Genomic DNA, 7,345 nt, shown 5'->3' with positions numbered 1-7,345 from the left:
CCCGCCATCCCACGGAATGCCAGCTTTTGCTGTTGCAGTTGCTTCGGCTTCGGCTTCGGCTTCGGCAGGTGCAGGGCGCAGCCCTGCCGAACAACCCTATCGCCCCGGCAACTGCGCGAACGCGCGCTGCATGCAATCCTCGCGCGGGCACACCCGGCACCCCGGGCCGATCGACACCGAATTGCCCGGGCTCTGCACATCCAGCCCCAGCGAATACACCAGCCGTTCGGCGTGCTGCAGATCGCAGCCCAGCGCCACCGCGAAGGTCTTGCGCGGCTGGCCGTGGCCGACCGGTCCACTGCTGACCTGCCGCGCCAGCCAGAAATGGCGGCGGCCATCGGGCATGCGCGCGGTCTGGGTGAGGATGCGCCCGGGCTGGTTGAATGCCTCGTACACGATCCACAGCGGGCAGGAACCGCCCACCTGCGAGAAGTGGAAATCGGTGGCCGAATGGCGCTTGGACACATTGCCCGCGCGGTCCACGCGGATGAAGAAGAACGGCAGGCCCGGCGCACTGCGTCGTGCCAGCGTGCTCAGCCTGTGGCAGACCGCTTCAAAGCCCACGCCGAACTGGTGCGCCAGCAGTTCGATGTCGTAGCTGCTGGCCTCGGCCGCACGCAGGAAACGCATGTACGGCATCACCAACGCACCGGCGAAGTAATTCGACAAGCCAATCCGCGCCTGCGCGATGCGTGCGTCATCGGTGAAGCCGGCGCGCGCCACCACCGCATCGATCTGCGGCAGGTAGCCATGCAGGGCCAGCTCGGCGGCCATCTGGAACGCCTGCTGGCCCGGTTCCAGGTAATCGGGCAGCCACAGCCGTCGCGTGCCGGCGTCGTACTGGCGCTTCTCGCGACCGGCCTGCAGCGCGGCCACTTCCACCAGCACCCCGTGGCGATCGGCCAGCAGCTGGCGCAGGCGCGGCGCCACGTGCCCGGGTGACAGCCCCCACTCGGCGAACAGGCGCTCGGCCAGCTCGTCCAGCTCGGGAATGTGGTTGTGCATGCGGTTGAAGAACTCACGCACCTGGTCGCCAGCGGGCAGGGTGCTGCCGGCACCGGGCTCGCCCAGCTGGAATTCCAGCGCGGCGGCATGCTCGCGCAGCGCCAGGTGGCGGCGGTGCAGGTCCAGCAGCGCGCGGCTGACCTGCGGCAGGTTGCCCGCCAGGGCGCGCAGTTCAGTGGCACTGACTTCGGCCAGGCCCAGGTCGCGCAGGGTCTCGCCCAAGGCTTCCTGCAGGGCAGCGGGCTCATCTTCGTCGAACAGTGAGGAAACATCGCCCAATACCTCGCCCAGCTTCTTCTGCACGGCGGGGGTCAGTGGGCGCTTGTTGCGCTCGATCTGGTTCAGGTAACTGGCCGACAGGCCCAAGGCGCGGGCCAGGTCGGCCTGGCTGTAGCCGCGCTGCTCGCGCAGCCGTAGCAAGCGCAGGCCAAGCTGCCGCTGGGGAGCTGAATAATTCACAGAATTAACAGGAATCGTGGGGCGCGTTGGCCAGATTAAGCGGATTCAGCGCGGAAATCGAGCTGAGTGCTGTGAATAATGCCAAGCATCTTTCGAGCCCGTGGGATTGTCGTCATGACTGTTGCAGCGCCCCGTATCCGCATGCTGATCGATGGCCAGTTCATCGAATCGGCCACCTCCCACTGGCAGGACGTGGTCAATCCGGCCACCCAGGACGTCCTGGCCCAGGTGCCGTTCGCCACCGCCGGCGAAGTGGACGCCGCTGTCGCTGCCGCCAAGGAGGCGTTCAAGACCTGGCGCAAGACCCCCATCGGCACCCGCGCGCGCATCTTCCTGAAGTACCAGCAGCTGATCCGCGAGAACATGAGCGAGCTGGCCCACATCCTCACCGCCGAACAGGGCAAGACCCTGCCCGACGCCGAAGGCGATGTGTTCCGCGGCCTGGAAGTGGTCGAGCACGCCGCCGCCATCGGCAACCTGCAGCTGGGCGAGCTGGCCAACAACGTGGCCAATGGCGTGGATACCTACACGATCATGCAGCCGCTGGGCGTGTGCGCCGGCATCACCCCGTTCAACTTCCCGGCGATGATCCCGCTGTGGATGTTCCCGATGGCGATTGCAACGGGCAACACCTTCATCCTCAAGCCGTCCGAGCAGGACCCGATGGTCACCATGCGCCTGGTGGAACTGGCGCTGGAAGCCGGCATTCCCAAGGGCGTGCTGAACGTCGTCCACGGTGGCGAGGAAGTGGTCAACGCGATCTGCGACCACCCGGACATCAAGGCCGTGTCGTTCGTCGGTTCCACCCGCGTCGGCACCCACGTCTACAACCGCGCCTCGCTGGCCGGCAAGCGCGTGCAGTGCATGATGGGCGCCAAGAACCACGCCGTGGTGCTGCCGGACGCCAACAAGGAACAGACCCTCAACGCGATGGTCGGCGCCGCCTTCGGCGCCGCCGGCCAGCGCTGCATGGCCGCCTCCACCCTCGTGCTGGTCGGCGAAGCGCGCAGCTGGGTGCAGGACCTGGTCGAAAAGGCCAAGACGCTGAAGGTCAGCGCCGGCACCGTGTCCGGCACCGACGTCGGCCCGGTCATTTCCTGCAGCGCCCGCGAGCGCGTGGAAGGCCTGATCGCCTCGGGCGTGGAGCAGGGCGCCAAGCTGGTGCTCGACGGCCGCAAGCCGCAGGTGGATGGCTTCGAGAAGGGCAACTTCGTCGGCCCGACCATCTTTGCCGGTGTCACCACCGACATGCGCATCTACCAGGAGGAAATCTTCGGGCCGGTGCTGGTCATCCTCGAAGCGGAAACGCTGGAAGACGCCATCGCGATGGTCAACAGCAACCCCAACGGCAACGGCACCGCACTGTTCACCCAGTCCGGCGCGGCCGCACGCAAATTCCAGGAAGACATCGATGTCGGCCAGGTCGGCATCAACGTGCCGATCCCGGTGCCGGTGCCGCTGTTCTCGTTCACCGGTTCGCGCGCCTCCAAGCTGGGCGACCTGGGCCCGTACGGCAAGCAGGTGGTGCTGTTCTACACCCAGACCAAGACGGTCACCGCACGCTGGTTCGATGACGAGACGCTGAGCCACGGCGTCAACACCACGATCAGCCTGAAGTAAGCGCAGGAGCAGCCATGAGCCACTCGATGACGACGGAACTGGAAGAAGCGCAGCAGGCGTACCGCGAAGCGGCGCGCGACTTCGCACAGGCCGAACTGGCGCCGCACGCCGCGCGATGGGATGCGGAGGGCATCTTTCCGCGCGAGGCGATCGCCAAGGCTGGAGAACTGGGCTTCTGTGGTCTGTACATGGACCCGGAGGTGGGCGGCAGCGGCCTGAGCCGACTGGACGCCGCCGTCGTCATCGAGGAGCTCGCCAACGTCGATCCGTCGACGGCGGCCTACATCAGCATCCACAACATGGCCTCGTGGATGGTCTCCAAGTGGGGCCAGCCGGCCCTGCGCGACGCCTGGGGCAGCGACCTGTCTTCGGGCAGCAAGCTGGCCTCCTACTGCCTGACCGAGCCGGGCGCCGGTTCCGATGCGGCGTCGCTGAAGACCACCGCCGTGCGTGATGGCGACCATTTCGTGCTGAACGGCTCGAAGGCCTTCATTTCCGGCGCCGGTGCCACCGAACTGCTGGTGGTGATGGCACGTACCGGCGGTGCCGGTGCCGGCGGTGTCAGCGCGATCGCGGTGCCGGCCGACCTGCCGGGCGTCAGCTTCGGCCGCAAGGAAGAGAAGATGGGCTGGAACAGCCAGCCCACCCGCGGCATCACCTTTGAAAACGTCCGCGTGCCGGTCAGCCACCTTCTGGGAGAGGAAGGCGGCGGCTTCAAGCTGGCGATGAAGGGGCTTGATGGTGGCCGCATCAATATCGCCGCCTGTTCGCTGGGGGCCGCGCAGGGCGCGTTGGATGCCGCGCGCCGCTACATGGGCGAGCGCCGCCAGTTCGGCAAGGCACTGGCCGAATTCCAGGCGCTGCAGTTCAAGCTGGCCGACATGGCCATCGAACTGGTGGCCGCGCGGCAGATGGTGCACACCGCCGCGCGCAAGCTCGATGCCGGCGCCAGCGATGCCAACGTGTGGTGCGCGATGGCCAAGCGCTTCGCCACCGATGCCGGTTTCAACGTCTGCAACGAAGCGCTGCAGATCCACGGTGGCTACGGCTACATCCGCGAGTACCCGATCGAGCGCCTGCTGCGCGACTGCCGCGTGCACCAGATCCTGGAAGGCACCAACGAGATCATGCGGGTGATCGTTGCCCGTCACCTGCTCAACACCGAAGAGGAACTGCGATGAAGGATTGGCGTACCCAGGAGCACGTGGGCCTGAAGGTCGAGGTCGATGGCCACACCGCCGTGGTCACCCTGAACAACCCGCCGGCGCACACCTGGACCGTGCACAGCCTGTCGGCGCTGCGCGACCTGGTGGGCGCGCTCAACGCAGACCGCGACATCTACGCGCTGGTGATCACCGGTGACGGCGAGAAATTCTTCTCCGCCGGTGCCGATCTCAACCAGTTCGCTTCGGGTGACAAGGCCGCTGCACGCGAGGCCGCGCGCCGCTTCGGTGAAGCCTTCGAAGCGCTGTCCGGTTTCCGTGGCGTGTCGATCGCCGCGATCAACGGCTATGCGATGGGCGGTGGTCTGGAATGTGCACTGGCCTGTGACCTGCGCATCATCGAAGACCACGCCCAGGTCGCGCTGCCGGAGGCCACTGTTGGCCTGCTGCCGTGCGCCGGTGGCACCCAGAACCTGCCGCGCCTGGTCGGTGAGGGCTGGGCCAAGCGCATGATCCTGCTGGGCGAGCGCATCAACGCCGAGACCGCGCTGCGCATCGGCCTGGCCGAGGAAAAGGTCGGCAAGGGCGAAGCCAAGGCACTGGCGCTGGAATGGGCGAAGAAGGCCGGTAAGCAGAGCCCGACCAGCATCGCCGCCTGCAAGACGCTGGTGCAGTCCACCCGTACCGGCACCCACGCCTCGGCGCTGGTGGCCGAGCGCGAAGCCTTCGTCGATCTGTTCGACACCGCCGACCAGGTCGAGGGCGTGACCGCCTTCCTGGAAAAGCGCGCCGCGCAGTGGAAGAACGCATGAGCACCGACACCGTTGCCGACGACGCACCGGTGCTGTTCGAAGAGCGGGTGGCCGGCAACGGCGCGCGCATCGGCATCGCCACGCTCAACGCGCCGCGCACGCTCAACGGCTTCTCGCTGCCGATGGCGCACCTGCTGCTGAAGCAGTTGAATGCCTGGGCCGACGACGAGGGCATCGCCATGGTGGTGCTGCAGGGCGCCGGTGAAAAAGCGTTCTGCGCCGGCGGCGACCTGCACAGCCTCTACAAGAGCATGGTCGCCTTCCGCGAGGCTGGCCACAGCGATATCCGCGAGAACGACTACGCCGCAGAATTCTTCGACGTCGAATACCGCGTCGATCATCTCATCCACACCTACGCCAAGCCGATCCTGTGCTGGGGCCATGGCATCGTGATGGGCGGTGGCATCGGCCTGATGTCCGGCGCCAGCCATCGCGTGGTCAGCGAGCGCTCCAAGCTGGCCTTCCCGGAAATCACTGTTGGCTTGTTCCCCGATGTCGGTGGCAGCTGGCTGTTGCCGCGCGTGCCCGGCCGGGGCGGCCTGTTCCTGGCCCTGACCGGTGCGCTGCTCAACCCGGGCGACGCCATCTACGCCGGGCTGGCCGACGTGCACGTGGCCGAAGAGCGCCGCAGCGCGGTGTTCGAGGCCCTGTTGCAGGTGGCCTGGTCAAGTGACACCGCGCACAACCACGAGCGCCTGACCCATCTGCTGCAGTCGCATGCCAGTGATGCTGCGACCGGTCCGTTGTTGGCCAACGCCGCGCAGGTCGATGCACTGTGCGAAGGTGATGACCTGTCCGCCATCATCAACCGCATCAGCAACCTGCAGACCGACGATGCCTGGTTGCAGGCCGCACAGAAAACCCTCGCCGCCGGTGCGCCGGGCTCGGCGCGGCTGGCGTTCGAGCTGCAGCGCCGCAGCGCCGGCCAGGATCTGGCCAGCGTGTACCGTCTGGAATACATCACCGCACTGCACTGCGCCGCCCACGGTGATTTCGCCGAAGGCATCCGCGCGCTGCTGATCGACAAGGACCGCAATCCGCAGTGGAACCCGGCCACCCTGGCCGAGGCCAGCGGTGCGTGGGCCGGTACGTTCTTCGCTTCCCCCTGGGCCGAAGCCGCGCATCCGCTGGCCGACCTGGGCACTCCCCTTGTTGAAAGGAGCCTTGCATGAGCCGCATTGCATTCATCGGGTTGGGCAACATGGGTGGCCCGATGGCCGCCAACCTGGTCAAGAACGGCCATACCGTACGCGTGTTCGATCTGGTCCCGGCGGCGGTGCAGGCCGCCGTCGATGCCGGCGCCAGCGCGGCCGCGTCGGCGCGCGACACCCTGGCCGATGCCGAAGTGGTGATCTCGATGCTGCCGGCCAGCCGCCATGTCGAAGGCGTGTACCTGGGTGACGACGGCATCCTCGCCGCGATCCCGGCCGGTGCACTGGTCATCGACTGCAGCACGATCGCGCCGGCCAGCGCCCGCAAGGTTTCCGAGGCGGCCGCCGCGCGTGGCCTGCAGATGATCGACGCACCGGTGTCCGGCGGCACCGCAGGGGCACAGGCCGGCACGCTCACCTTCATCGTCGGTGGCGAAGAAGATGCGCTGGAACGCGCCCGCCCGGTGCTGCAGGCGATGGGCAAGAACATCTTCCATGTCGGCGCCAGCGGCGCCGGCCAGGTCGCCAAGCTGTGCAACAACATGGCGCTGGGCGTGATCATGGCGGTGACCGGTGAAGCCATCGCGCTGGGCGTGGCGCACGGGCTGGACCCGAAGGTGCTGTCGCAGATGATGGCCGTCAGCACCGGCCGCAGCTGGGCTACCGAAGTGTGCAATCCGTGGCCGGGCGTGCTGGAAAATGCACCGGCCTCACGCGGTTACAGCGGCGGCTTTGGCAGCGATCTGATGCTGAAGGACATGGGCCTGGCAGTGGAAGCGGCGATGAGTGTCGGTGCCTCGATCCCGCTGGGCGAAGTGGCCCGCAACCTGTACTCGATGAACCACCAGGCCGGCCGCGGCAAGCTGGATTTTTCCAGCGTCGTGCAGCTCATCACGAGCGAGAAGTAAGGCTTGGATATGTAGAGCCGAGCCCGTGCTCGGCTGCTTTTCCGCCGGATGTTCCCGCGCCGGACGGATCAGCCGAGCAGGGGCTCGGCTCTACAGAAGCGAATGCGTCCCCGGCTGCGCGCTGGGGCCCACCCGAGGTGGGATGGGCGGATGTTCGGTTTCGACCGGCATCCGCCCATTTTTTTGGGGGTCAGATCCCTTTCGCAACGCGAAAGGGATCTGACCCC

The 7,345-nt window shown here is 67.1% G+C and carries 6 protein-coding genes; 5 read left to right on the top strand and 1 reads right to left on the bottom strand.

The window, feature by feature from the left end:
- Nucleotides 1-96 precede the first annotated feature (96 nt).
- On the bottom strand, nucleotides 97-1,464 hold the full coding sequence (locus ARC23_RS07195) for a helix-turn-helix domain-containing protein (protein WP_057496617.1): 1,368 nt from the start codon (nucleotides 1,462-1,464) through the stop codon (nucleotides 97-99).
- Between the two features lie 114 nt (nucleotides 1,465-1,578).
- Here ARC23_RS07195 and ARC23_RS07190 point away from each other — a divergent pair, with 114 nt between their 5' ends.
- Genes ARC23_RS07190 through mmsB form a run of 5 tightly spaced genes read left to right on the top strand, consistent with a single transcriptional unit; the run spans nucleotide 1,579 to nucleotide 7,118 of the window.
- A complete protein-coding gene (locus ARC23_RS07190) occupies nucleotides 1,579-3,084 on the top strand; it encodes a CoA-acylating methylmalonate-semialdehyde dehydrogenase (protein WP_057496616.1) in 1,506 nt (501 codons plus the stop codon).
- 14 nt (nucleotides 3,085-3,098) lie between these two features.
- Nucleotides 3,099-4,265 carry an acyl-CoA dehydrogenase family protein gene (locus ARC23_RS07185; RefSeq protein WP_057496615.1) on the top strand — a complete coding sequence of 389 codons (1,167 nt, stop codon included), beginning with the start codon at nucleotides 3,099-3,101 and terminating at the stop codon, nucleotides 4,263-4,265.
- Nucleotides 4,262-5,059, top strand: coding sequence for an enoyl-CoA hydratase (locus ARC23_RS07180; protein WP_005407685.1), 798 nt, complete (start codon nucleotides 4,262-4,264; stop codon nucleotides 5,057-5,059). The genes ARC23_RS07185 and ARC23_RS07180 overlap by 4 nt, the downstream gene beginning before the upstream one ends.
- Nucleotides 5,056-6,231: an enoyl-CoA hydratase/isomerase family protein gene (locus tag ARC23_RS07175; protein ID WP_057496614.1), complete on the top strand. Its 1,176-nt coding sequence runs from the start codon at nucleotides 5,056-5,058 to the stop codon at nucleotides 6,229-6,231. Before ARC23_RS07180 ends, ARC23_RS07175 begins: the two co-directional genes overlap by 4 nt.
- Entirely contained in the window at nucleotides 6,228-7,118 is an 891-nt protein-coding gene (mmsB, locus tag ARC23_RS07170; protein WP_057496613.1) for a 3-hydroxyisobutyrate dehydrogenase, read from the top strand. The genes ARC23_RS07175 and mmsB overlap by 4 nt, the downstream gene beginning before the upstream one ends.
- Nucleotides 7,119-7,345 lie beyond the last annotated feature (227 nt).

Origin of the sequence: Stenotrophomonas beteli (assembly GCF_001431665.1) — a bacterium.
Taxonomy (GTDB): Bacteria; Pseudomonadota; Gammaproteobacteria; order Xanthomonadales; family Xanthomonadaceae; genus Stenotrophomonas; species Stenotrophomonas beteli.
The sequence above is the reverse complement of the archived record's forward strand: the minus strand, read 5'-3'. Positions and strand labels throughout refer to the sequence as shown.

Coding starts and splice junctions, on each gene's coding strand:
- ARC23_RS07190 (WP_057496616.1), top strand. CDS start 1,579: ATGACTGTTGCAGCGCCCCGTATCCGCATGCTGATCGATGGCCAGTTC.
- mmsB (WP_057496613.1), top strand. CDS start 6,228: ATGAGCCGCATTGCATTCATCGGGTTGGGCAACATGGGTGGCCCGATG.
- ARC23_RS07175 (WP_057496614.1), top strand. CDS start 5,056: ATGAGCACCGACACCGTTGCCGACGACGCACCGGTGCTGTTCGAAGAG.
- ARC23_RS07185 (WP_057496615.1), top strand. CDS start 3,099: ATGAGCCACTCGATGACGACGGAACTGGAAGAAGCGCAGCAGGCGTAC.
- ARC23_RS07180 (WP_005407685.1), top strand. CDS start 4,262: ATGAAGGATTGGCGTACCCAGGAGCACGTGGGCCTGAAGGTCGAGGTC.